This is a genomic window from Candidatus Tisiphia endosymbiont of Dascillus cervinus (assembly GCF_964026405.1).
Classification (GTDB): domain Bacteria; phylum Pseudomonadota; class Alphaproteobacteria; order Rickettsiales; family Rickettsiaceae; genus Tisiphia.
On sequence record NZ_OZ032146.1, the window covers coordinates 430,965 to 452,563 of the forward strand.

Genomic DNA, 21,599 nt, shown 5'->3' on the forward strand with positions numbered 1-21,599 from the left:
ATTATACTATTATTTATATCTTGCACTAATAACAAAAATTGTTTTAGCACTCAAATGATGTTAAAAACATCTATCTATAAAACATCTATTTTTTGCAGTCATTTTAGTATACTATTATTTTATTTACCACTAATATATATTAAGGATATTATAGGGAATGAAATGAAAGATCGGAAAGAAATTGAGCCATATATGGCATATAAGCCTACTCAGATATATAATGTCTTGAAAGATTTATCTAGAAGGCAAGGATATAAACTATCAGCAGAGACGTATGAAAATCCGGGGAATCCGGGGAATCCTGAGAATAAAATCAATTATTATCTTAAAAATGACAATAATTATATCACTGCTCCATCTCATGATGCTCAAAAAGGTAGTACGCTTACAACAACTGCAGCCCCATTAAAGGATACACTTGGAGTATTAAACCAAGATACTAACTGGAAGAAAGCAATAATTCCTATTTGTCAGTCTAACAAATATTTTTTTGGACTTCTGACAAGGAAACACTTCACATATTTAGAACTTAATAAAGATAATGCTGGCAATATAACATCTCATCATCAGGATTCCAAAGGATGGCTTAGCCGTTTCTACCCACTAAAGCCAATTAGAGACTCACTAGAAGAAACATTTGGAAAAGATAGAGTTACCTTTAAATCATCATATCTAGGTCATCAGAAAATAGCTGATAATATAAATTGCGGTCGATTTATCCTGTCTTATATAAAAAACGTTATTACTGGTGATCCTGCTAAAAATAAAATAAATCCTCAAACTCAGACGAGTTTATTTAGCGATTTTGACACAACAATTAACAAACCACCTAAGGAGGAAAAGATTTTACCTAAAGCTAAAGTCTCAACACCAAAACCCCCAAATATGGTAGACCACGTATCACGCATTAGTAGAAAACCTAATAATCCAGCAAGAACACATTAAGTCACGCGAATTCGATATAAGAATTAATAATTCTTATATCGATACTTGCTTTGTTATAAGGAAAAATGCACTCTTGAAGCGACTGACGCGGGTGCATTTTAACTTTTTTCATCATTCAATATGTGATTTTAATAATTAAAATCACATATTGAATAGAGTATTATATTTTAACAATCAGGTGGGCAGCCGCTTCAAACATGATTGTTTCTATATATAATACTGAATTCGATGTAACTTGTTACATCGAATTCAGGTTAAGTAGTACCACTCCTCCTACCATCCATCTCAGCAAATACATCTTCCCACGATCCAGTAGTTGCAGCTTTGGTATATTCTGTCACCCTTCCTTCAAAGAAATTAGTATGTTCAGCACCGTTTAAGATTTCATCAAGCCAAGGCAACGGATTAGTATCAATTAAATAAATCTCTTTAAGTCCAAGCTGCATTAATCTGCGATCTGCAATATAACGAATATATTTCATTACGTCTCTAGCTGTTAACCCCTCAATACCACCAACTTCAAATGCTAGTTCAATAAAGGCATCTTCAAAATGCACAATAGTCGCACACGCCTCATAAAGACGGCTACGAACCTCCTCAGTCCATACTTCAGGGTTTTCTCTAATAAAAGTTTTAAATAACATAATGATAGAATCAGTATGTAACGTCTCATCCCTTACTGACCAACTAATAATTTGCCCCATACCTTTCATTTTATTAAAACGAGGAAAATTAAGTAAAATAACAAATGAAGCAAATAGCTGTAACCCTTCAGTAAATGCACCAAATACTGCTAAAGTAGTAGCAATATCTTCTTTAGTTTCTACACCGAAACGCTGCATATAGTCATATTTATCTTTCATTTCTCTATATTTGAGAAATGCTGAATATTCAGTTTCTGGCATACCTACGGTATCAAGCAGATGAGAATAAGCAGCAATATGAATTGTTTCCATATTAGAAAACGCTGATAACATCATCAGTACTTCAGTTGGCTTAAATACCCTAGAGTAATGTTTCATATAACAATTATTTACTTCAATATCAGCTTGAGTAAAGAAACGAAATATTTGAGTTAATAAATGTTTTTCTCCTGGACTTAAATTATATTTCCAGTCTTTTAGATCATCAGCCAGCGGCACTTCCTCTGGTAACCAATGAATTCGTTGTTGAATATGCCACGCTTCATAAGCCCATGGATAAGAAAATGGTTTGTAGATTGGACTGGCATTAAGTAAAGACATATTATATTTCCTTTTTAAGTATACTACTATAAAACGTCATTGCGAGGAGACCGTAGGTTGACGAAGCAATCTATATGACAAGCTTCATGGATTGCCACACTCACATACGTTCGCTCGCAATGACGATGGGATAAGAATTGACAAATTCTTATCCCGAATTCGCGTATATTCATTAGACTTCCTGCATAATTCGCTTTTGCTGAGGAATTTGTAGGAGACACGGAACGCAGAACCGCAGCGTACTCAAATGTACGTGAGGATTCGAGTGCCGGATCGACGCACAAATTACCAGCAAAAGTAGAATTATGCAAGAAGTCTATTACTGACAGGATAAACATTCATCATAAGACACAACTTCTTTTTCTTGTTTTTTCTTATTATCTCTTTCAATATCTTGAAAATCCGCTTTCTTGACATCGTGTGATACTTTATCAGCTCTTTGAATTGAGGTTGATCTACAATAATATAAACTCTTAACCCCTTTTTTCCAAGCTCTAAAATGGATATTATTTAAATACATCTTACTTACATTGCCTGCTAAGAAAACATTTAGAGATTGAGATTGTGAAATATGTGGTGTCCTATCTGCTGCTAGATCAATAAGCCAATTTTGATCAATCTCATAAGCAGTTCTGAAAACATCTTTTTCATGGCTGGATAAAAAGGTTAGATGTTGAACTGAGCCTTCATGAGTTGCAATTGATGACCAAACCTGCTCATTATTAAAACCTTTGGTGCTTAACAGCTTTTCTAAATATTTGTTACGTACATTAAAAGATCCAGTAAGAGTCTTTTGGACAAAACTATTAGCAGCAAATGGTTCAATTCCAGGCGAACTATTGCCAGCAATAATAGAGATTGATGCCGTAGGAGCAATAGCTGTTTTATTACTAAACCGTTCGTTAATACCTACTTCAACTGCATCGAGGCAAGCACCACGTTCATCAGATAGAACTACTGAAGCTTTATCAGCTTCTTTATGAATATGTTCAAATATTTGATTATTCCAAACCTTTGCCATTACCGACTCTATTGGTACATCCTTTGATTGTAGGAATGAGTGAAAACCCATAACGCCTAAACCTATGCTACGTTCACGCATTGCTGAATATTTAGCTCGCTCCATGGTACTAGGTGCTTTAGTAATAAAATCTTCAAGTACATTATCTAAAAAACGCATTGCGGTAGGAATAAATTCAGGATCATTCTGCCAATCATCAAAATATTCTAAATTTACTGAAGATAGGCAACAAACGGCAGTTCTTGCCTTACCTAAATGATCAATGCCAGTTGGCAAAGTAATCTCACTGCAAAGATTTGAAGTTTTTACCTGTAATCCAAGTTTTTTATGATGCTGCGGAATATATCTATTGACAGTATCAATAAATAAAATATAGGGTTCTCCAGTTTCTATTCTAGTAGTTAATAACTTAACCCACAAATCTCTAGCCTTAACTTCACGTACAACTTTTTTAGTAGCAGGGCTGATTAATGGAAAATTTCCATCACTCTCAACTGCTTGCATAAATGCATCTGTTACAGCTATGCCGTGATGCATGTTTAAAGCTTTACGATTAGTATCACCACCAGTATGGCGTCTTAAGTCTATGAATTCCTCAATTTCAGGGTGATCAATTGGTAAATATATAGCAGCACTACCACGTCTAATTGACCCTTGAGAAATAGCTAAAGTCATAGAATCGACAACCTTGACAAATGGAATAATGCCAGAAGAAGTACCTTTGCCTTTAATTGCTTCATTAATAGAACGAACATTGCCCCAATAGCTTCCTATACCACCACCACGTGAGGCTAACCAAACATTCTCAGTCCAAAGATCTACAATACCTTCTAAACTATCATCTGTTTCATTTAAAAAACAAGAGATAGGCATCCCTCTGTCAGTTCCACCGTTACTAAGAACCGGTGTAGCTGGCATAAACCACAACTTGCTTATGTACTCATATAATTGCTGAGCTGATTTTGCATTATCAGCATAATAGCTAGCTACTCTAGCAAATAGATCTTGAAACCCCTCTCCGGCTAGTAAGTATCTATCTTTTAGCACTGCTTTGCCAAAATTAGTCAGTAAATCATCTCGTTTCTTATCAATTTTTATAGGAAATTTAGTATTTGCTTGCGTTGCCATTATTATATTATCTTATATCTTATTGTTTTAATTAAATTGAGATCATAGCAGATTTTTGTCTTAACACTAATACCATACTCACATAATTTTTAAAAATTCTTCCAATTCTACAAGACTCGAAACATTAATCAAATTAAATTTATGGTCAGTTTTTTTCAGCATATTAGTTAGAACCTTACCTGCACCTATTTCAACTATTTGTTCTATTTTCAGATTTTCCAATTCGTTTAAAGTTTGACGCCACCTCACCCTACCACAAATCTGGGAGATTAAGTTTTGTTTTATCTCTATAGGGTTAGTTATTGGTTTAGCTGTAACATTTTGTATCACCGGAACAAACGGTTTGTTAATTGCTACTTTGTCTAAAGCCTTTGCCATTTGCTCTTCTGCTGGCTTCATCAAACTACAATGAAAAGGAGTGCTGACATTCAATTTAATAGCTTTATAGCCTAAATCTTTTACGATAGATATTACCCGTTCCACTGCTATAGTTTTACCACTAATTACCACCTGTCCATCTATATTATCGTTAGCTATATCAAGGTCTATAACCTCTTTGATGATTTCTTCAAGCTTTTTTAGAGGTACGCCTATACATGCCGCCATTGAGCCTTGACCAACCGGATAGGCTTCTTGCATGGACTTACTACGTACTGCTAGCAATTGGGTAGTTACTTGTATATCTATACTTTCCGCTGCACATAATGCACTATATTCTCCTAAAGAATGACCTGCAACATATGAACACAGGTTAGTAATATTTCTATTTGTTTGTTGCTTAATGACATTCAATATTGCCATAGATACTGCCATTAGTGCTGGTTGAGCATTAATAGTCAAAGTTAAATCTTCACTTGATCCATTAAAGACAATATGGCTTAATTTTCTTCCAAGAGTATTATCTACCATTTCAAATGTCTCTTTTGCCACCTGAAAGTTATCGTAGAATTCTTTCCCCATACCAACCATTTGTGACCCTTGACCTGGAAAGACAAATGCTCTATTCATAATAATACCATAATAATTTAATTTATCCACTGTCGATTATGAGAATTTCAACAATACTGTCAATAGTTTTAATTATTCTAAATTTATTAATATCAGAGTCAATGGCATCGGACTATGTCAAAGAAACTTTTATACATTTAGACAAAAAAGCATGGCAAGATTGTGAAAAGATGGCAAAGTCTTCAAAAGATAAAACCTTAATCAAAATTATTATGTCTCAAAGATTCTTAGACCCGAATTATAAGAAAAATAGCTTTGAAGAGGTAATAAAATTTATACAAAACAATCCCCACTGGCCGCAAGTCGATAAACTAAAAGAGATGGCAGAACAATATTTAAACTATAACACAGACCAAGCTTTAATTGTAAACTGGTTTAGTGAAAACGAACCAATTACTGCTTTAGGCTATAAATTTTATGCTTTAGCCAGTAGAAAATTAATAAAAGATCCACAAAAATTAGCGAAGATTATGAAAAATGGTTGGATTTATGGGGTTTTCACGCAAGCAGAAGAAAGCAATTATTTGAGTAATTTCAAAAATATATTATGTGAAGAAGATCATATAAAAAAAATTGATGAATATTTATGGGCAGGGGATATGCGTAGTGCAAAAAAATATATGCATTATGTCAGTAATGGCTATAAACAAAATTTTATTGCCCAAATTGCTATCTTAAATAAATCTAATGATAGTGAAAAACTTTTTCAACAAGTATCAGAAAAATATTATACCCCAGCTTTATTATTTAACTATTTGGATTCCAAGAAAACAGAGATTCCTACCAGCCAAAGTATTGCTCTATTTAAAAAAGTAAAGCAAGATAAAAGACATTCCGCCTATTGGGCTCGTGTACAATCTTATTATGCTAGAGAATTTATTGACCAAAAAGATTTTTCCAGTAGTTATAAAATAATTAGCATACCTCTTACTGTCTACCCTGATGATGTAAGAGAAGCACAATGGCTTAGTGGTTGGCTTGCCCTTAGATTTTTGCATAAGCCTGATATTGCTTTAAGTCATTTTAACAAATTTATGAAAGTTGCAGCTAAACCATTAAGCGTATCAAGGGGGCAATATTGGCTAGCTAGAACTTATGAAGCCAAAGGGGATAAAGAGCAAGCGAATAAATTTTATCATATGGCCAGCAAGTATTCCCATAGTTTTTATGGACAGTTAGCTAATATCGAACTTAACAAACGGCACTTCATTTTACCACAAAAGCCTACCTCCACTAAGCATAATAATGAAAATAGTGAAATTATTAGAGCCATAAAATATTTGATTAAACATGGTAAGCATGATTTAGCTCTGTTATATGCTAAAACGGCTATTGAAAAATCATCAACCCCATCTAAGATTGTATTAATTACCGATATCATTAGCACAAAGGGTAATATTTATCATACAGTAGATGTAGCAAAAACTGCTTGTCAACATCATACTTTTATTAAGGATTATGCTTTCCCTACCCCTTATACTAAGGCAGTAAAAAATACCCCCCTAGAACCAGCTTTAACATACAGTATTATAAGACAGGAGTCAGTTTTTAATCAGCATGCAATTAGTACAGCTAAAGCTAAGGGGCTAATGCAACTTACAGATACAGCTGCTTATGATACGGCTAAATCTGTTGGCTGTAAATGTCATATTAAAAAGCTAACTCTTGACCCTAAATATAACATTATGCTAGGTACTAATCATTTTAAAGAATACTTACAACTATATAATGGTAATTATCTTTTAGCCATTGCAGCTTATAATGCTGGTCCTTGTAGAATCACAAGATGGATTAATCTGTTTGGTGATCCTCGTGACTTTAAGAATTTACGACAAATAATTGATTGGATTGAACTAATACCATATGCAGAAACTAGGAACTATACTCAACGTGTTTTGGAAAATCTGCAAGTTTATCGATCTATTATCAATAGAAATAATAATATAAAATTAGAACAAGATCTTTTAAAGACTAAAGATAATAAGAGAGAAATATAGCTATACCCTAGTTTAAATAATGTTATTTAAGTTGACAGTTTAACATTATCTGACTATAAAGAAATATATTATTTCGTATTGGATATGAATTTATGAAACGTACATTTCAACCTAGCAATTTAGTAAGAAAAAGAAGACATGGATTTAGGGCAAGGATGGCAACTGTCGGCGGTAGAGAAATTTTAAGGAAACGCCGAGCAAAAGGCAGAAAAAAATTATCAGCGTAGTAAGTGCTTATCTCATCCCTAAAAAATCAGAAAGAATTTGACCTAGTTAATAAGTTAGGAAAAAAGTTCCATAGTCCTTATTTTATCACAATAATAGCAAAGAATTCTACTAAGCTCTTTGCAAAGCTAAATGTAAAAGGTAATATTGACAACCTATGTAAGAAATCTAGTGAGATTTTATATAATTCGTCAAATACATTACTTTTTGGCATGAAAGTCGGAAAAAAGTTAGGAAACGCTGTTATTCGTAATAAAATCAAAAGACGTATCAGGCATTTAGTTAGACTGCTAAGCAAGGAATCAAAATTCAAACAAAATAGTTGGGCAATGATAGTCATCCCTAGGAAAGGTTTTGAGCAAATTGAATTTGCAACTTTATTAAGTGAACTATACAAGATAGTTTCACAGGTGTAATCCTTACTGCATAAATTACCTCCTGCAATCAAAAGTTATCATTCGTGTAAAAAATATCATCCTAGCCTTGATGCGGAATCCAGCCCTTATTCAGCCACCATCAAGTTACCCGAATTCGCGTAAGTTAAGTTGGAAATAATTTGGATTGCATAATACTGATACTAGGCTAGTGGAATTTAGGTTCAGAATTAGCAAACAAACTTTCCTACTTTTTAATGATTTTTATTATTAATATTCAAACTTAAGTTGAGTTATTTTTGCTTATTCTTTATAATTATTCGTAATAATAACCTGAATTCGATGTAACTTGTTACATCGAATTCAGTATTATGTATAGAAACAATCAGGTTTGAAGCGGTTGCCCATCTGATTGTTAAAATATAATACTCCATTCAATATGTGATTTTAATAATTAAAATCACATATTGAATGATGAAAAAAGTTAAAATGCACTCGCGTCAGCCGCTTCAAGAGTGCATTTTTCCTTATAACAAAGCAAGTATCGATATAAGAATTATTAATTCTTATATCGAGCTCATACAATAAAAAAACCATGATAAATATAACATGATCAGTTATATATAGTGGTAGGATGGGTAAACTGTATGTCGAATTGAAGCTTTGAATTTTAAAGACTTCGTACCTCAGCAAAGACCCATCCTGTTTTGGATAAAGACTACGAACGGATGTCATAAGGTTTAAACCTTGCGTATGAGTATGTAGCATATCCTATTATTAATATAAATCATGAGGCTTTATATGGTAACAACTTATATTGGTGTGGACGTTAGTAAAAAAACTTTAAATATCTATCTACCAGCTACCAACAAGGCTTTTGAAGTTACCAATGATCAACATGGCTTTACTATTATGCTTAGCACTATTAATAAATACTATCCTGCCTTATCTGAGTTAGTTGTTGTCTTTGAACCTACTGGTGGATATGAACATAATTTAAGAGAATTTTTAAAAATAAATAAATTGCCTTTTGCTACAGTACACCCTAATAAAATGCGTAGTTATGCTAAAGCTAGAGGATGGCTTGCTAAAACTGATAACATCGATAGTAAATTACTACATGATTATGCAACATGCTTTGCACTAGCAATTAAAGTTACTTATGATAATAATAGCCAACAACAGTTACATGCTTTATTAAAAAGAAGGGAACAATTATTAGTATTTAAGAATCAAGAAGTTGCTAGGCAGGATACCGAGTTTAACCACGTAATCATCTTATCTTTGAACCAGCATATTACTAGTTTAACAGAACAATTACAAGAGATTGATGAGAATATCAAAGCCTTAATTTCTAAGAATCAAGAAATCAAAGATAAAATTGATAAGCTTACTTCTATTCCAGCAGTTGGCATTACTCTTGCTACCACTGTAATATGTGAAGCACCAGAACTTGGTAATATTACTTTTAGAAACTTAACTGCTTTAGTAGGTCTTGCTCCTTTTGCTAGAGAAAGCGGTAGTTATAAAGGTAGAAGAAGTATTTTTGCAGGTAGAGGTAATCTTCGAAGAGTTCTTTATATGGCTGCAGTAGCTGCCTTACGATGTAATAAGCGTTTACGTAATTTTTATGACCACTTAATTGCTAAACATAAACCAGCAAAAGTTGCTCTTGTTGCTGTTATGCGTAAATTACTAGCTTTTATGCACTCTATTGTCAAAAATAATTCTTCTTGGAATGAAAATTTATGTTAAGTTATTATTTTCTTATTGACTTCTATACGGATGCTGAGGTTAATAATATGTTTTATACGTACCGTTAGGGCATAATTTATTTTTCAACAGTTTCATTATATGAAAAAATTTTTAACATTATTCATATTACTAATTATTTATAGTAATACTTTTGCTCAAGTACAAGTATCTAATCTTATCACTCCAGTTAGTTATTTTGTCAATCATGAGCAACAACTTAAAATTCTTGATGAATATTTAAGTAAATATAGACAAGCAAGTATAGTGGGTACTAGCGGTATAGGTAAAACTCAATTAATTAGAATGTATGCTTATGAAAATAAAAATAATTATGATCTAATTTGGTTTTTTGATTGTAACCTTGATTTTGATGAACAATTTGTTAAATTAGCAAAACAACTTAATATGGTTAAACAAACTAATCAAAACTTACGCTATGTAAGGTTCTAAATAGCGTAAAGAGGGTGAACGTAACTGCTGTTGCATATAATGATCTAAAAGCCCTAACTTTATTTGATAAACCGTCTTACCTATTTTGTGTGCAGTTCTTTTTAACCCCAGTTGCCAATTAAATAGGAGAGATGAAAGGTAGATTTTAAAAGGGACATAGGTTATTTTATCTTTTTCAACCAATAACAAAATAACCTATGAAAAAAGATTTTACCGCAATTTACTGTTTTGTCGACGATTTTATAAAGAATTTGGAAAATAATTTGCCTACAATTAATAGTAGTAAATTTAAACCTGGTGTAAGTAATTATTTATCAATAAGCGAAGTATTAACCATATTAATTGGTTACTATGATTCATATTGTGATTGTTTTAAGCATTATTACAAACAAGTAATCTTACATAATTATACAGAAGATTTTAAACTTGTTAGTTATGAACATTTTACTAAATTGATAGGTAGAAGTATGCCTTATTTAGCAATATTACTGAATCATTTGCTTGCTGAATGCACAGGTCTGTCTTTTGTAGATGCTACAGGTATAGCCGTATGTAAGAATTATCGTATAAGTCCACATAAGGTTTTTAAAGGAATAGCGGCAAGAGGAAAAACCACTAAGGGGTGGTTTTATGGACTAAAGTTACATTTAATCATAGATTCCAAAGGTAATCTGATAAAGGTATCTTTCAGCAGTGGTAATAAGGATGATAGGAAAGGACTTAAAGGAATGATATTTGGTATATATGGCAAAGTTTTTGGCGATCGCGGTTATATATCTAAAGAATTATTTGATGATTTGTATGACAAAGGCATCCAACTTATTACTCGGGTTATTATAGATAAGGTTATGTTGCTCAAAAGAACTCTGATAGAAACCGTAATAGGCAAACTTAAATTTCTTGATAAGTTAGAGCATTCTAGACATAGATCAGTTACAAATGCATTTAGTCATATGCTATCCTGCCTAATCAATTATCAGTTGCTAGAAAACAAACCTTCTATCAAAACTTTGCTTCCTATAGAACTTTTTGATATACAAAATTAATTGGCAACTGGGGTTTTTTAGAAAAGCCCACACTAAAAATGCACAACTAATGTGATTACGCTGGATGCGTTGTTTTCTGCATTGGCATCGTTCTATACCGGTAAGTTGCTTGATTTCTCTATGCATGCTCTCAATTACCCAACGAAAGCCACACTCATCTTGTACGGCTTTAGAAGATTTTTGAGTTTTGTTATTGGTAACAATATAATCAACTCTGTTGGTAGAAACAGTAAGTTTAAACAAATTAACATGCTTATCTTTTGCAAAGCCCTTTATATGAATCTCCACTCCGCTCTTAATTTCCTCATCTGAAAACGTTAACTTGCTAACAGCTTTATAAGGCTTAGAAGAGGAAGTTTTAGTAACGTTTCTATTTGCTTTAATAGGAGCATAATAATATTTACCCAAGGAATCAACATGTTGCATAATTTTATGCGTAGCATACCATGTGTCAAAAAGCACAGTTTGAAAAGGAATCTTTTTGCTATACACAGCATTATTTAACATATTTAATAGGTGTTCTACTTTTGTCGCTCCATCATGTTCGGGCGAAAAAATTCGGTAATCTATTACCCAAAACTTATTAATATCCGGATTATAATATACCAAACTTACTACTCCTATACCAGTAGTAATACCACCTGTAGCCCCACTGTACTGTGATCTAGCAATTTCTATTTTCTTGGTATTTCTTTTATTTAACACCGTATCATCAAATATTGTATATCCGTTAGGCGATAAAATAACATCATCCTTAATATGTTCCCATAACAAAGAAGGTGTATATTTTTCATTTTTTAAAAATCTATTAATAACATCATGGCTACATTTTTTGGCATGTTCAGCATAGTAGGTCAAACTATAATTCTTTTGACTCACTATTAGAAATTGACAGTAATCTGTCCTATTAACTGGTATTGCTTGCAATTTTATCCTCTTGGCATTTGTAAATTATACTCAACATAATGTACCATTTTTTTTCTCATAGCGTAAGTTTTGTTATAAAAAACTACAATTTTTATCAAAAATATGATAAAGATTTAATCTTAAAAATTTTTCACATTTTAATAGTAAACTAAAGAGATTTTAAATGGCTTATATTGTTGGTAATACAGGTAAATGGGAATATGTTATAGGCGTAGAGGTACATGCCCAAATTTCTTCAAAATCCAAGCTTTTCTCTGCTAGTTCCGCCGAATTTGCTGCTCCTCCTAATTCACAAGTATCTTTAATTGATGCAGCAATGCCTGGAATGTTACCAGTATTAAATGAATATTGTGTCCATCAAGCAATTAAGACCGGTCTCGGACTTAAGGCAAAAATCAATCTTCATTCAAGATTTGATCGTAAAAATTACTTTTACCCCGACTTACCGCAAGGATATCAAATCTCGCAATTCTATCATCCAATTGTCCAAGATGGTTATTTAGACATAGTAACTCAGCAGGGAATAACCAAGAAAATTAGAATTAATCGTTTGCATTTAGAACAGGATGCGGGCAAATCTATCCATGATCAATCTCCGTATTATAGTTTCATTGATTTAAACCGGGCTGGTGTAGGATTAATGGAAATTGTTACTGAACCAGACCTTAGCTCACCGGAGGAAACAGCTGAATTTGTTCGTAAACTCAGGGCTTTGTTAAGATATATAGGAAGTTGTGATGGTGATATGGAAAAAGGATCATTACGTTGCGATGCTAATATTTCAGTTAGGCTTCCTGGGAATCCACTCGGAACAAGGTGTGAGATCAAAAACATAAATTCGATTCGTAATATTATGCGGGCAATAGAGTTTGAAGCAAATAGGCAAGTGAATTTAATCGAAAATGGTCAGACAATAATACAGGAGACTAGATTATTTGATGCTGATATTGGTGAAACTAGGACAATGCGTTTAAAAGAAGAATCTCATGACTATAGATATTTTCCTGATCCAGATCTATTACCAATAGTTTTATCTGAGGAGCTGATAGAGCAATTAGCTCGGGAGCTACCGGAACTTCCGGATGCAAAAATTAAAAGATATATTGCAGAATATAGTTTAAACACATATGACGCTGAGGTTCTTGCTGCTGATGAACAGGTAGCATATTATTTCGAAGCAGCAGTGACTTTATGCAATCCTAAGATACTTGCTAATTGGATTATTAGTGAGTTGTTTGGTCAACTTAATAAAAATGCCATTAGCTTAAATGAGTGTAAGATTACCCCAAAAATGCTTGCCCAAATGGTGAAGTTAATAGAAGATGGGGTGATTTCAGGGAAAATTGCCAAAGTAGTTTTTGAAACTATGTTTGAAACTGGCGAGCAACCGGAAAAAATTATTAAAGAAAAGGGCTTAGTGCAAATGTCAGATAGTGGTATACTATCTGCTATAATTGACGAAATATTGTCGGAAAATCCTGATTCTGTTGCTGCTTATAAAAGCGGTAAGGATAAGTTATTTGGTTTTTTTGTAGGACAAGTAATGAAAAAAACTGAAGGCAAGGCCAATCCTAGCCTAGTGAATGATTTATTAAAGGAGAGATTACAATAATTAAAATATTGGGTATTGAATCAAGTTGTGATGATACTGGCGTGGCAATAGTCACCTCAGATAAAGAAATTTTGTCAAATGTTGTTATTTCCCAACATCAAGAACACAAGCTTTTTCAAGGGGTAGTACCGGAAATTGCCGCTAGATCACATTTGCAGAATTTAGAAAAAGCAGTTAGATATGTTTTAGATGAAAGCCATCTTGAGTTATCTGATATAGATGGAATCGCAGCCACTTCCGGTCCTGGCTTGATAGGAGGAGTAATAGTTGGCTCAATGTTTGCTAGGTCCATTGCTAGTGTCTTAAAGAAGCCTTTTATTGCAGTTAACCACTTAGAAGGACATTTACTTACTGCTAGATTAACCAATAAGGCTGAATATCCTTACTTACTTCTATTAGTTTCCGGCGGACATTGTCAATTTGTTGCCGCTTCCTCCCTTGGCAAATATAAAATTTTAGGACAAACTATAGATGATTCGGTTGGAGAGTGTTTTGATAAAGTAGCTAAAATGTTGGGTTTGCCTTTCCCTGGAGGCGTAGAAATTGAGAGAAGAGCAAAATTTGGCGATCCGTCTAAATATATTTTACCAAAACCCATTATTCATCAAACTGGCTGTAATATGTCGTTTTCAGGTTTAAAGACTGCAGTACGCATATTAATATCCAAATTAGAACCTATAGGTGATCAAGAAATTAATGATATAGCAGCCAGCTTTCAATATGTGGTTGGAGAAATCTTGTCAGTAAAAATGCTTAATAGCTTTAGAATGTATGAAGAATTTATAGGTAAGTCGCTATTGCCACAAAAAACTTGCGTGCTTGCCGGTGGGGTTGCTGCTAATGATTATTTGAGGTCTATACTTAAGTATAAAGCTGCAACTCAAGGATATGCACTTTTACTACCCCCAGCACATTTATGCACTGATAATGCTGCTATGATCGCTTATGCTGGGCTAGAACGTCTACAAAACAATCTTACTGACCGACTCGATTTCTGTCCTAGAGCTAAATGGAGCTTAGAAGATTTATAAAAATGGGAAATCTATTAATTATTCTTCGCCATTTGCTGCTTATTAATAGCCATATAAAACACTAATATCATGCTAATTGAAATGATCAGCATGAATAATGGTAGTTGTATCAATGATCCATCATGCATATGCCCTATTAATCCTGTAAAGCTTGCAATAATTACATAATATATAAAACCAAAAAGTGAAGATGCCGTGCCAGCAAATTTACCATAATCTTCCAAAACTTGGCTTAAGCAGTTTGGAACTATCATTGTCTTACCTGTCATAATAATACCTAGCCATAATAAAGTTTGTAATAAAGAACCTGTCACATTATCTTTATTAATTAGATTAAAATAGCTAGATAAAAAGAATAGTAGAGATCCTAAACACATAACTTTAATAGCTGTAAAGATAATATTATCAGAAGTTCTTTGCAGTTTATGCATCTTTTTGGATATAAGTCCACCTAAAGCTAAGGGAATACATATAAAGAATGTTATCATACCAAAAGATGAAGTTGAAATATTTAGTCCTGAGATAAAATAAAAAGGTGCTTCAGTAAAATAACCAAATAACATACCATTCACTGCTCCAATTAAAAATGCTAAACCGAGCAATCTTGGATCTCTGATCATTTTAGCAAAACATTCTTTGTAAAGTGGAATAACCAAACGTTCACTTCTAAGATTTAGGTTAGTTTCTGGAAGTCTAACTGATATTAACACCATGATAAATATTGCAATCACTATCAGAACAAGAAATACCGCCGACCAATGATAAAATTTTATAACAAAACCACCTATAACTGGTCCTATAGCAGGAGAAAACGCCGTGGCAATAGCTATCGTTGAGAACATTTTACCACGCTCTGCTGGTTTTACTACATCTCTTGCTATAGCAATGCCTAATACTGAGCCAACACTAGCTCCAAAAGCTTGTATAAATCTTGCAGCAAATAACATATTAATATTATCTGCTAGATAACAAATGAAGCATGATAAAGCATAAATCAAAAATCCTGTAAGTACGCAAGGCTTACGCCCATAACAATCAGATAAATTACCCCATATTAAAACACCAATAGCAAAACCGAACAAATAAATAGTAAGTGTGTATTCAGCTAAATTAGCACTAATTGCTAAATCCTTGGCTAAATCAGGAAGTGAGGGAGTATAAATAGTCTCGCTTAATACCGGTATGCTAACCATTAATATAATAATATATAGTGGTGCGACTATGATATTCTCAATTTTATCTAGTTTCATTAATAACTTCCATTGGTTGCAGATATTGTCCTTTATATACTCTTCTGCTCCTACGAATTGTTTTTTGAAAATATCATGGATTCGCATGCTCATGTACTATATATACACCTAGCATGCTCACCATTCATTTTCAAATCCAATTTTCCAAATCATTTAAGTATACCCTGTCTATTCCAGTGATCTGACTTTTTTAAAAAATTCCTTCATTAAATTCTCAGAAATTTTTGCTGAAAAACCACTATATATTTCAGGATGGTAAAAACAAGATTTACTGTTAAAGAAACGCCCACCATTCTCAACTCCTCCCTGTTTTGGGTCGTTTGCTGCATAAAATAATCTACCTATCCTAGCAAAAGATATTGCAGCAGCACACATTGTACATGGTTCTAAAGTAACATACATATCACAGTCTGATAGATTCTTACTAGATAGAATTTGACAAGATTGATTTATCGCGACAATTTCAGCATGGAGTAGCGGATTCTTTGTTTGTTCAACAATATTATGAGCCTTTGAAATAACTTTGTTACTTATTCTATTAACTATAATAGCACCTACCGGAATTTCATTTTCATTAAAAGCAAATTGTGCTTGTTTTAAAGCCTCCTCCATGAAGAAATTGTTAAATTTGGTTGATGTTTTCACGGTAATTCACTTTTTCCTCATAACCATATGGATCTAGGTGAATAATTATTTCTGCACCTGGAAACTCTAATAACAATGCAATATAAATTTTATCACTAATATAATGAGAACTATACAATGACATATCTCCATCCATTTCTATGTGACATTGTATAAACGGCTTACTTGCAGCATATCTAGTCTTCATTTCGTGTATACCTTTTACTTCTTTAAATCTAGTAATTATTGAGAGAATTTTTTTTCTATCTTCTTCAGGCATTTCTTCATCAATAAGATTTTTAAAAGCTTTTCTGAATAAAGCATAAGAGGCATATATTATATATATTGCAATACCAATGCCAAATAATGAATCTATAAACCAAAAACGAGTACTTAATTTTATAGAAACAATTACACCAACATTTGTTAGTAAATCTGTAAAATAATGTAATTTATCTACTTTGATTATTTCAGAACTAGTTTTTTTTATCACATAAGTTTGATAAGCCACCAAAATAACAGTTAGGATAATGCACAAATATAGTATATTAATACCAGATTCTATATTGCTTGGAACTGATCCATCAACAAGAGACCTTAAAGAAGAAAAACCCATAAATAAACCCGAAACAACAAAGAATACTGCTTGTGAAAAAATTGCTAAATCTTGGATTTTTTCATGACCAAATCTATGGTGATAATCAGGTGGCTGCAGTGCAAAACGAATAGCAATCAAATTAAAAAGAGATGATGAAATATCAAGCATAGTATCAATTAAAGACGCTAGAATAGACTGAGAATCAGTTACCAGCCACGCATAAGATTTAATAAATAAAATGAATACAGCTATACTAAAAGACAAATAAGATGAGGACTTGATTAAAATTTGATGTTCTGAATTAGTCATATAAAATTTTCGATTTTATAGTATAAAATGTATTAGTGTTAGTATATATTAGTGTATAGTATATACTAACCCTAGGGTGTGTCAAATAACGTAACTCTTAAACATATGGTTTTTATGAATTTAACATGCAAAATTATAGCAATTATTTTAGCAGCAACAATGTTGCATGGCTGTACCGGTATGAATAAACAAGGTGGTGGAACATTAATTGGTGGTGTAGCTGGTGGACTTTTAGGATCGCAATTTGGTAAAGGCACAGGGCGACTTGCAGCAACTGGTATAGGGGCTTTAGCTGGAGCATTTATCGGTAGTCAAATTGGTCAAAATATGGATGAAAATGACAGGAAATTGGCAGAGCTAAGTTCGCAGAAAGCATTAGAGGCTGCTCCTAGTGGTCAGAGTGTAGAGTGGCGTAACCCAGATAGTGGTAATTACGGGTATGTAACACCAAGCAAAGCTTTCAAAGACGATAGTGGTCAGTATTGCCGTGAGTATACTCAGGTAGCTGTTGTGGGTGGTAAGCAAGAAAAAGTTTATGGGAAAGCTTGTCGTAGACCAGACGGTCAATGGGAAATTGTGCGTTAAGTTTTATCAAAACTTATCATCGGTTGACCTTTATACCCCGTTTAGAATATAACATCAGGTTAGCACTAGCCTGATGTTTCTATTGTAAGCCCTACCAACTTTTAAATTACCCTTAAGTAAATGGGATAACGTAACAAAATTAGAGAGTGAGAATGAAGCAATATAGTGATTTTTCGAAGATTATTCATCGTGAAGGCTACATATTTATCGTAAGCTTTGCAGTTGTGACTTTTTTACTTTCTACTGTTCATAATAGTTTTGGATATGTAGGATTAGTTATAACGATTTGGTGTATATATTTTTTTAGGAATCCGGATCGATTTACCCCTATTAGTGACGATCTAGTAGTCAGTCCAGCAGACGGAACAGTGCAAAAAATAACTGAGGCAGTTCCTCCTCTAGAACTTGGTCTTGGTAATCAGGAAATGATTAGAGTTAGTATTTTTTTGAATATTTTTAATGTTCATGTAAATCGTATTCCAGCTAATGGAAAGATTTTATCCCTACATTATAATCCAGGAAAATTTTTCAATGCCTCTCTTGATAAGGCAAGTATATATAACGAACGTCAGTCTGTTTTAATGGAAACAAATAGTGGTCATAAAATTGCTTTTGTTCAAATAGCAGGATTAATAGCAAGAAGAATATTATGTGATTTAGAAGAAGATACTGAGGTTAGAGTTGGTGATAGGTATGGTATCATCCGATTTGGTAGTAGAGCTGACGTCTATTTGCCACTTAAAACTGCACTTTGTGTTACTGAGGGTCAGACTTCAGTTGGTGGAGAAACTATTATTGCTGATTTTAGGATCAAGAAAACATCTGAACTTAAGTTTGAAAAAAGGTAATATTCTTACTGCTTTAATATAAGTATACAGGTATAAATTGCTTAAAATACACAAAGTTAAAATAACAAAACCAATTCCGTTTATAAAATTGCTTCCTAATTTTATCACTTTATTGGGTCTTGTGGCTGGTGTTAGTGCTATTAAATTTGGATTAGATGGTAGATGGGAAAAGGCTGTATATTGTACTTTAGTTGCAGCTATAATAGATGGAATTGATGGTAGGATAGCAAGAATGCTAAATGCTACTAGTCCTTTTGGTGCTGAACTAGATTCCTTATGTGATTTTGCTAATTTTGGAGTAGTCCCAGCTTATCTTGTATATTTATGGTCTTTTCAACAATATGAATATCAAGTATTTTCATGGGGTTCTATATTATTGTTTATGGTATGCATGGCCTTAAGGCTTGCAAGGTTTAATACTACTATTTTTCAGGAGATACATAATAAGAAAATAAAATATTTTTTTACTGGCGTGCCTGCACCTTGTGGAGCTTTACTTGCTCTAATGCCAATGATTTTGGATTTTGAAGTAAGTAGCGTTTTAGGTATCAATATCCGTAAACATACTATTATGATAGATTTATATATTGTTGTAATTGCTTTTTTACTTGCCAGCAGCCTACCAACATTTTCAACAAAAAATATTAAGATAAAACACGAATATTTATCATTAGCGATGATGGTATTTGCTGTTATCATTATAAGTCTTATTATATATCCATGGTATTTGTTACCATCCATTGCCTTTATATATATGTTATCTATACCAGTGTGCTATTTTATTAGTAGGAAATTCTATTAGATTTGTTGCATAATAACTAGGGACAAGTAAGTTAGTCAAGGAGAAGGACTTACTTTTTACAGTCTATGACTATAACTTTTAATCATTTTGCCAACTCTTCAGGTTAATTGAGTATATACAGTTATACAGAGAATGAATTACCACACCCACACTTATTTTTTGCAAGGGAGTTTCTAATTTCAAAATAGGAACTACCTAATTCTTCGATAAAATCTATTATACAATCAACCATAAGCTGCTGAGATATTTCATCGATAACTACTTTAATATTATCTTTTTCTATAGTACAGTCATCTTTTGTTATATCATTGCTTGGAACGAGAGCGTATTTATAAACAAATCCAGAACAGCCTCCACCATCAACAACTACTCTAAGAACCAAACTTGGATTACTTTCTAGTTTTATTAGCTCATCTACTCTTTTAAAAGCATTATCAGTAACTTTTATTGACATAATCTTATATTATAAAGACCATTAGAATAATCCTAAAAACCTAATTTTGCAAGAGTTTCATTTAAAAACCTTGAAAAGCTTGCTAGGTAATTCTATACTGGCTTTGTTATAAGGAAAAATGCACTCTTGAAGCGGTTGACGCGAGTGCATTTTAACTTTTTTCATCATTCGATGTAACTTGTTACATCGAATTCAGATTAAATAGGAGTTATATATGCTTGCTTCATATGCAGTAGATCCAGCCAAGAGTAGGGGGAGATTGTTTAATGAATATCCTACATCTTATAGAAATGAATTTGAACGAGATCGGGATCGTATAATTCATTCAAAGGCTTTCAGACGTTTACAATATAAAACCCAGGTTTTTATTAATCATGAAGGGGATCATTATCGAAATCGCCTTACTCATTCGATTGAAGTTTCTACGGTTGCACGTTCTATTGCTAAAACCCTTAATTTATCAAGTGATTTAGCTGAAACTGTAGCTCTTGCTCATGATCTTGGGCATACTCCTTTTGGTCATGCAGGGGAGATCGCACTAAATAAATGTATGGAAGATTATGGTGGATTTTCCCATAATGCTCATTCATTAAAGATTCTTACTAAAGTAGAGAAAAGATATGCGGCTTATAATGGATTAAATTTGACATGGGAAGTGCTAGAAGGAATTGTTAAACATAATGGTCCTTTAATAAATAACATACCTAAATATATAATAGAGTATGATTTACAACATGATCTTGACTTAGCTCACTATTCCTCAGCTGAAGCTCAAATTGCTTCATTAGCTGATGATATTAGTTATATTTCTCATGATTTGGAAGATAGTGTTGGTGCTAAGATTATTGATTTTAATCATCTAGCAGAAATTAAATTTATTGATCAATATGCTTTTGAAATTAAGTCCAAGTTTAAGGATATAACAACTTCTCGTCTTATTTATGAAATCGTACGTAAATTGATGAGTGATTTAATTACCGATCTATTGCTACAAACAAATGATAACTTACAAAAACAGAAAATAACTACAATAGCTGATATACGACATCTTGATTATCAGATTGTTGATTTTACTGACGAGACAAAAGAACATATAACGGCAATTAGACAATTCTTGTATAATAAAGTATATAAACATAATAAACTGACTTCTATAACTTTAAAGTGTCAAAATATTATACAAGGGTTATTTAAAGTATATATGGATAATATTGATTTATTACCATTTAGTTGGAAAGAATTAATTGTACCAGGGGATGTAAAATCCAAAGCTGATATAGTAGCAGATTATATAGCTGGCATGACTGACCGCTTCGCTATTCAAGAATATCAAGATCTTTATTCCTTCAATTTTAATAATATTTGA

Annotated in this window: 22 protein-coding genes; 13 read left to right on the forward strand and 9 right to left on the reverse strand. The window is 32.7% G+C overall.

What is annotated here, in order from left to right; genetic code table 11:
- The first annotated feature begins 162 nt into the window (after positions 1–162).
- Entirely contained in the window at positions 163–945 is a 783-nt protein-coding gene (locus tag AAGD19_RS02035; protein ID WP_341748125.1) for a hypothetical protein, read from the forward strand.
- 254 nt (positions 946–1,199) lie between these two features.
- Here the strand turns inward: AAGD19_RS02035 and AAGD19_RS02040 are convergent, their stop codons facing one another.
- The 3 genes from AAGD19_RS02040 to fabD all read right to left on the reverse strand — a co-directional run bounded on the left by AAGD19_RS02040 (position 1,200) and on the right by fabD (position 5,346).
- Positions 1,200–2,189 (reverse strand): ribonucleotide-diphosphate reductase subunit beta, encoded by a 990-nt coding sequence (locus AAGD19_RS02040; RefSeq protein ID WP_341748126.1) that lies wholly within the window; start codon positions 2,187–2,189, stop codon positions 1,200–1,202.
- A 319-nt stretch (positions 2,190–2,508) separates the two neighbouring features.
- Complete coding sequence (locus AAGD19_RS02045) at positions 2,509–4,338, reverse strand: ribonucleoside-diphosphate reductase subunit alpha (protein WP_341748127.1); 1,830 nt, start codon at positions 4,336–4,338, stop codon at positions 2,509–2,511.
- A 78-nt stretch (positions 4,339–4,416) separates the two neighbouring features.
- Complete coding sequence (gene fabD, locus AAGD19_RS02050; RefSeq protein ID WP_341748423.1) at positions 4,417–5,346, reverse strand: ACP S-malonyltransferase; 930 nt, start codon at positions 5,344–5,346, stop codon at positions 4,417–4,419.
- 38 nt (positions 5,347–5,384) lie between these two features.
- Here fabD and AAGD19_RS02055 point away from each other — a divergent pair, with 38 nt between their 5' ends.
- The 5 genes from AAGD19_RS02055 (at position 5,385) to AAGD19_RS02075 (ending at position 10,147) form a co-directional block, all read left to right on the forward strand.
- Positions 5,385–7,343: a lytic transglycosylase domain-containing protein gene (locus AAGD19_RS02055; RefSeq protein WP_341748128.1), complete on the forward strand. Its 1,959-nt coding sequence runs from the start codon at positions 5,385–5,387 to the stop codon at positions 7,341–7,343.
- Between the two features lie 92 nt (positions 7,344–7,435).
- Positions 7,436–7,570 (forward strand): 50S ribosomal protein L34, encoded by a 135-nt coding sequence (rpmH, locus tag AAGD19_RS02060; RefSeq protein WP_341748129.1) that lies wholly within the window; start codon positions 7,436–7,438, stop codon positions 7,568–7,570.
- A 3-nt stretch (positions 7,571–7,573) separates the two neighbouring features.
- On the forward strand, positions 7,574–7,984 hold the full coding sequence (gene rnpA / locus AAGD19_RS02065) for a ribonuclease P protein component (RefSeq protein ID WP_341748130.1): 411 nt from the start codon (positions 7,574–7,576) through the stop codon (positions 7,982–7,984).
- A 759-nt stretch (positions 7,985–8,743) separates the two neighbouring features.
- Positions 8,744–9,697 (forward strand): IS110 family transposase, encoded by a 954-nt coding sequence (locus AAGD19_RS02070; RefSeq protein ID WP_341748131.1) that lies wholly within the window; start codon positions 8,744–8,746, stop codon positions 9,695–9,697.
- Positions 9,698–9,796: 99 nt separating this feature from the next.
- The gene (locus AAGD19_RS02075) at positions 9,797–10,147 is read left to right on the forward strand and encodes a hypothetical protein (protein ID WP_341748132.1); all 351 of its coding nucleotides are present in this window, start codon (positions 9,797–9,799) and stop codon (positions 10,145–10,147) included.
- On the opposite strand, the gene AAGD19_RS02080 is transcribed toward AAGD19_RS02075, so the two are convergent.
- A complete protein-coding gene (locus AAGD19_RS02080) occupies positions 10,127–10,336 on the reverse strand; it encodes a hypothetical protein (protein WP_341748133.1) in 210 nt (69 codons plus the stop codon). The genes AAGD19_RS02075 and AAGD19_RS02080 overlap by 21 nt on opposite strands.
- An 8-nt stretch (positions 10,337–10,344) precedes the next feature.
- On the opposite strand from AAGD19_RS02080, the gene AAGD19_RS02085 reads away from it, so the two are divergent.
- Positions 10,345–11,193: an IS982 family transposase gene (locus AAGD19_RS02085; RefSeq protein WP_341748134.1), complete on the forward strand. Its 849-nt coding sequence runs from the start codon at positions 10,345–10,347 to the stop codon at positions 11,191–11,193.
- Here the strand turns inward: AAGD19_RS02085 and AAGD19_RS02090 are convergent.
- A complete protein-coding gene (locus tag AAGD19_RS02090) occupies positions 11,131–12,072 on the reverse strand; it encodes a transposase (RefSeq protein ID WP_341748135.1) in 942 nt (313 codons plus the stop codon). The two genes, AAGD19_RS02085 and AAGD19_RS02090, sit on opposite strands and share 63 nt — an antisense overlap.
- A 211-nt stretch (positions 12,073–12,283) precedes the next feature.
- Here AAGD19_RS02090 and gatB point away from each other — a divergent pair, with 211 nt between their 5' ends.
- Positions 12,284–13,732, forward strand: coding sequence for an Asp-tRNA(Asn)/Glu-tRNA(Gln) amidotransferase subunit GatB (gene gatB / locus AAGD19_RS02095; protein ID WP_341748136.1), 1,449 nt, complete (start codon positions 12,284–12,286; stop codon positions 13,730–13,732).
- A complete protein-coding gene (tsaD, locus tag AAGD19_RS02100; protein WP_341748424.1) occupies positions 13,729–14,763 on the forward strand; it encodes a tRNA (adenosine(37)-N6)-threonylcarbamoyltransferase complex transferase subunit TsaD in 1,035 nt (344 codons plus the stop codon). Before gatB ends, tsaD begins: the two co-directional genes overlap by 4 nt.
- A 14-nt stretch (positions 14,764–14,777) precedes the next feature.
- Here tsaD and AAGD19_RS02105 read toward each other — a convergent pair whose 3' ends face one another.
- The 3 genes from AAGD19_RS02105 to AAGD19_RS02115 all read right to left on the reverse strand — a co-directional run bounded on the left by AAGD19_RS02105 (position 14,778) and on the right by AAGD19_RS02115 (position 17,544).
- Positions 14,778–16,106 (reverse strand): multidrug effflux MFS transporter, encoded by a 1,329-nt coding sequence (locus AAGD19_RS02105; protein WP_341748137.1) that lies wholly within the window; start codon positions 16,104–16,106, stop codon positions 14,778–14,780.
- 75 nt (positions 16,107–16,181) lie between these two features.
- Complete coding sequence (locus AAGD19_RS02110) at positions 16,182–16,625, reverse strand: nucleoside deaminase (RefSeq protein ID WP_341748425.1); 444 nt, start codon at positions 16,623–16,625, stop codon at positions 16,182–16,184.
- A gap of 10 nt (positions 16,626–16,635) precedes the next feature.
- Positions 16,636–17,544: a cation diffusion facilitator family transporter gene (locus AAGD19_RS02115; protein ID WP_341748138.1), complete on the reverse strand. Its 909-nt coding sequence runs from the start codon at positions 17,542–17,544 to the stop codon at positions 16,636–16,638.
- Between the two features lie 114 nt (positions 17,545–17,658).
- On the opposite strand from AAGD19_RS02115, the gene AAGD19_RS02120 reads away from it, so the two are divergent.
- The 3 genes from AAGD19_RS02120 (at position 17,659) to AAGD19_RS02130 (ending at position 19,779) form a co-directional block, all read left to right on the forward strand.
- Entirely contained in the window at positions 17,659–18,129 is a 471-nt protein-coding gene (locus AAGD19_RS02120; RefSeq protein ID WP_341748139.1) for an RT0821/Lpp0805 family surface protein, read from the forward strand.
- 152 nt (positions 18,130–18,281) lie between these two features.
- Positions 18,282–18,977, forward strand: a complete 696-nt coding sequence (locus AAGD19_RS02125; RefSeq protein WP_341748140.1) for a phosphatidylserine decarboxylase — start codon at positions 18,282–18,284, stop codon at positions 18,975–18,977.
- Between the two features lie 37 nt (positions 18,978–19,014).
- Positions 19,015–19,779 carry a phosphatidylcholine/phosphatidylserine synthase gene (locus AAGD19_RS02130; RefSeq protein WP_341748141.1) on the forward strand — a complete coding sequence of 255 codons (765 nt, stop codon included), beginning with the start codon at positions 19,015–19,017 and terminating at the stop codon, positions 19,777–19,779.
- Positions 19,780–19,900: 121 nt separating this feature from the next.
- On the opposite strand, the gene AAGD19_RS02135 is transcribed toward AAGD19_RS02130, so the two are convergent.
- Entirely contained in the window at positions 19,901–20,233 is a 333-nt protein-coding gene (locus AAGD19_RS02135; RefSeq protein ID WP_341748142.1) for a HesB/IscA family protein, read from the reverse strand.
- A gap of 214 nt (positions 20,234–20,447) precedes the next feature.
- Between AAGD19_RS02135 and AAGD19_RS02140 the strand changes: the two genes are divergently transcribed.
- Positions 20,448–21,599: a deoxyguanosinetriphosphate triphosphohydrolase gene (locus AAGD19_RS02140; RefSeq protein WP_341748143.1), complete on the forward strand. Its 1,152-nt coding sequence runs from the start codon at positions 20,448–20,450 to the stop codon at positions 21,597–21,599.

What these genes read in the sequence shown, in the direction of transcription:
- AAGD19_RS02045 (WP_341748127.1), bottom strand. Translation starts at nt 4,338, where the DNA reads ATGGCAACGCAAGCAAATACTAAATTTCCTATAAAAATTGATAAGAAA.
- AAGD19_RS02120 (WP_341748139.1), top strand. Translation starts at nt 17,659, where the DNA reads ATGAATTTAACATGCAAAATTATAGCAATTATTTTAGCAGCAACAATG.
- AAGD19_RS02085 (WP_341748134.1), top strand. Translation starts at nt 10,345, where the DNA reads ATGAAAAAAGATTTTACCGCAATTTACTGTTTTGTCGACGATTTTATA.
- AAGD19_RS02105 (WP_341748137.1), bottom strand. Translation starts at nt 16,106, where the DNA reads ATGAGCATGCGAATCCATGATATTTTCAAAAAACAATTCGTAGGAGCA.
- AAGD19_RS02035 (WP_341748125.1), top strand. Translation starts at nt 163, where the DNA reads ATGAAAGATCGGAAAGAAATTGAGCCATATATGGCATATAAGCCTACT.
- AAGD19_RS02140 (WP_341748143.1), top strand. Translation starts at nt 20,448, where the DNA reads ATGCTTGCTTCATATGCAGTAGATCCAGCCAAGAGTAGGGGGAGATTG.
- AAGD19_RS02075 (WP_341748132.1), top strand. Translation starts at nt 9,797, where the DNA reads ATGAAAAAATTTTTAACATTATTCATATTACTAATTATTTATAGTAAT.
- AAGD19_RS02055 (WP_341748128.1), top strand. Translation starts at nt 5,385, where the DNA reads ATGAGAATTTCAACAATACTGTCAATAGTTTTAATTATTCTAAATTTA.
- AAGD19_RS02040 (WP_341748126.1), bottom strand. Translation starts at nt 2,189, where the DNA reads ATGTCTTTACTTAATGCCAGTCCAATCTACAAACCATTTTCTTATCCA.
- AAGD19_RS02070 (WP_341748131.1), top strand. Translation starts at nt 8,744, where the DNA reads ATGGTAACAACTTATATTGGTGTGGACGTTAGTAAAAAAACTTTAAAT.
- fabD (WP_341748423.1), bottom strand. Translation starts at nt 5,346, where the DNA reads ATGAATAGAGCATTTGTCTTTCCAGGTCAAGGGTCACAAATGGTTGGT.
- AAGD19_RS02110 (WP_341748425.1), bottom strand. Translation starts at nt 16,625, where the DNA reads ATGGAGGAGGCTTTAAAACAAGCACAATTTGCTTTTAATGAAAATGAA.
- AAGD19_RS02115 (WP_341748138.1), bottom strand. Translation starts at nt 17,544, where the DNA reads ATGACTAATTCAGAACATCAAATTTTAATCAAGTCCTCATCTTATTTG.
- AAGD19_RS02135 (WP_341748142.1), bottom strand. Translation starts at nt 20,233, where the DNA reads ATGTCAATAAAAGTTACTGATAATGCTTTTAAAAGAGTAGATGAGCTA.
- rpmH (WP_341748129.1), top strand. Translation starts at nt 7,436, where the DNA reads ATGAAACGTACATTTCAACCTAGCAATTTAGTAAGAAAAAGAAGACAT.
- AAGD19_RS02125 (WP_341748140.1), top strand. Translation starts at nt 18,282, where the DNA reads ATGAAGCAATATAGTGATTTTTCGAAGATTATTCATCGTGAAGGCTAC.
- gatB (WP_341748136.1), top strand. Translation starts at nt 12,284, where the DNA reads ATGGCTTATATTGTTGGTAATACAGGTAAATGGGAATATGTTATAGGC.